Here is a 1,701-nt window from a genome sequence, read left to right as displayed (position 1 = left end):
TCATAAAACGCGTTTGGCGTTGTATGGTTAAGCCTCACGGGTAATTAGTACAGGTTAGCTTAATGGCTCACACCACTTCCACATCCTGCCTATCAACGTTGTAGTCTTCAACGGCCCTTCAGAGACTTTAAAAGTCTAGTGAGAACTCATCTCGAGGCCTGCTTCGCGCTTAGATGCTTTCAGCGCTTATCAGTTCCGAACGTAGCTACCGGGCAGTGCCATTGGCATGACAACCCGAACACCAGCGGTTCGTTCACTCCGGTCCTCTCGTACTAGGAGCAACCCCTCTCAATTCTCAAACGCCCACGGCAGATAGGGACCGAACTGTCTCACGACGTTCTAAACCCAGCTCGCGTACCACTTTAAATGGCGAACAGCCATACCCTTGGGACCGACTTCAGCCCCAGGATGTGATGAGCCGACATCGAGGTGCCAAACACCGCCGTCGATATGAACTCTTGGGCGGTATCAGCCTGTTATCCCCGGAGTACCTTTTATCCGTTGAGCGATGGCCCTTCCATTCAGAACCACCGGATCACTATGACCTACTTTCGTACCTGCTCGACGTGTCTGTCTCGCAGTTAAGCTGGCTTCTACCATTACACTAACCGTACGATGTCCGACCGTACTTAGCCAACCTTCGTGCTCCTCCGTTACTCTTTGGGAGGAGACCGCCCCAGTCAAACTACCCACCAGGCACTGTCCGTAACCCCGATTAGGGGCCAACGTTAGAACATCAACACTACAAGGGTGGTATTTCAAGGACGGCTCCACAAAAACTAGCGTTTCTGCTTCAAAGCCTCCCACCTATCCTACACATGTAGGGTCAATGTTCAGTGCCAAGCTGTAGTAAAGGTTCACGGGGTCTTTCCGTCTAGCCGCGGGTACACAGCATCTTCACTGCGATTTCAATTTCACTGAGTCTCGGGTGGAGACAGCGTGGCCATGGTTACACCATTCGTGCAGGTCGGAACTTACCCGACAAGGAATTTCGCTACCTTAGGACCGTTATAGTTACGGCCGCCGTTTACCGGGGCTTCGATCAAGAGCTTCGTCCGAAAACTAACCCCATCAATTAACCTTCCGGCACCGGGCAGGTGTCACACCGTATACGTCATCTTGCGATTTTGCACAGTGCTGTGTTTTTAATAAACAGTCCCAGCCACCTGGTCACTGCGGCTCCCGTCCGCTTAGAGAGCAAGTCTCATCACAGATAGGAGCGTACCTTCTCCCGAAGTTACGGTACAATTTTGCCTAGTTCCTTCACCCGAGTTCTCTCAAGCGCCTTAGTATTCTCTACCTGACCACCTGTGTCGGTTTGGGGTACGATTCGGTATAATCTGAAGCTTAGAGGCTTTTCCTGGAAGTATGGCATCAACAACTTCACACCCTTGGGTGCTCGTCTCGTGTCTCAGTCTTAGCAACCCGGATTTTCCTAAGTCACCAACCTACTCACTTTCACATGGACAACCAACGCCATGCTTGTTTAGCCTGCTCCGTCCCCCCATCGCAATTATACCAAGTACGGGAATATTAACCCGTTTCCCATCGACTACGCCTTTCGGCCTCGCCTTAGGGGTCGACTTACCCTACCCTGATTAACATGGGATAGGAACCCTTGGTCTTCCGGCGTGCGGGTTTTTCACCCGCATTATCGTTACTCATGTCAGCATTCGCACTTCTGATACCTCCAGCAAACCG

1 rRNA gene (running past one end of the window) is annotated in these 1,701 nt (G+C 51.6%); it reads right to left on the bottom strand.

Annotation, left to right across the window (positions count from 1 at the left end):
• Positions 1-23: 23 nt before the first annotated feature.
• A 23S ribosomal RNA gene (locus tag ISP07_RS20365) occupies positions 24-1,701 on the bottom strand; it runs 1,292 nt beyond the window's last position.

The organism is Pseudoalteromonas sp. PA2MD11, from assembly GCF_017808125.1.
Classification (GTDB): Bacteria; Pseudomonadota; Gammaproteobacteria; order Enterobacterales; family Alteromonadaceae; genus Pseudoalteromonas; species Pseudoalteromonas simplex.
This window is presented reverse-complemented; position numbering and strand designations above follow the sequence as displayed.